The sequence below is a fragment of the Citrobacter sp. TBCS-14 genome, assembly GCF_005280805.1.
Taxonomy (GTDB): domain Bacteria; phylum Pseudomonadota; class Gammaproteobacteria; order Enterobacterales; family Enterobacteriaceae; genus Citrobacter; species Citrobacter gillenii.
In genome coordinates, this window is record NZ_SZWM01000404.1 from 1 (window position 1) to 211 (window position 211).

Consider the following 211-nt stretch of genomic DNA (forward strand, 5'->3'; position numbering starts at 1 on the left):
ACGCAATAAATTTTATCGAAGTCTACGAACTGCCTCAACCACGATTAAGGGCATGGAAACAATTCGAGGAATATACAAAAAGAACCGAAGAAATGGAACGCTCTTCGGATTTTCGGTATCTACTGAGATTAAGGTCTTAATGGGAATATTAGCTTAAGAACAAGAAGGATTATAAACCTTGTATTTGATTTTTAAACTTTGCAACAGAACC

Annotated in this window: 1 pseudogene; it reads left to right on the forward strand. The window is 35.5% G+C overall.

Annotated elements, in window-relative coordinates:
• A pseudogene (locus FDX22_RS15805) lies at positions 1–157 on the forward strand (IS6 family transposase); the annotation flags it as partial.
• Positions 158–211: the final 54 nt, after the last annotated feature.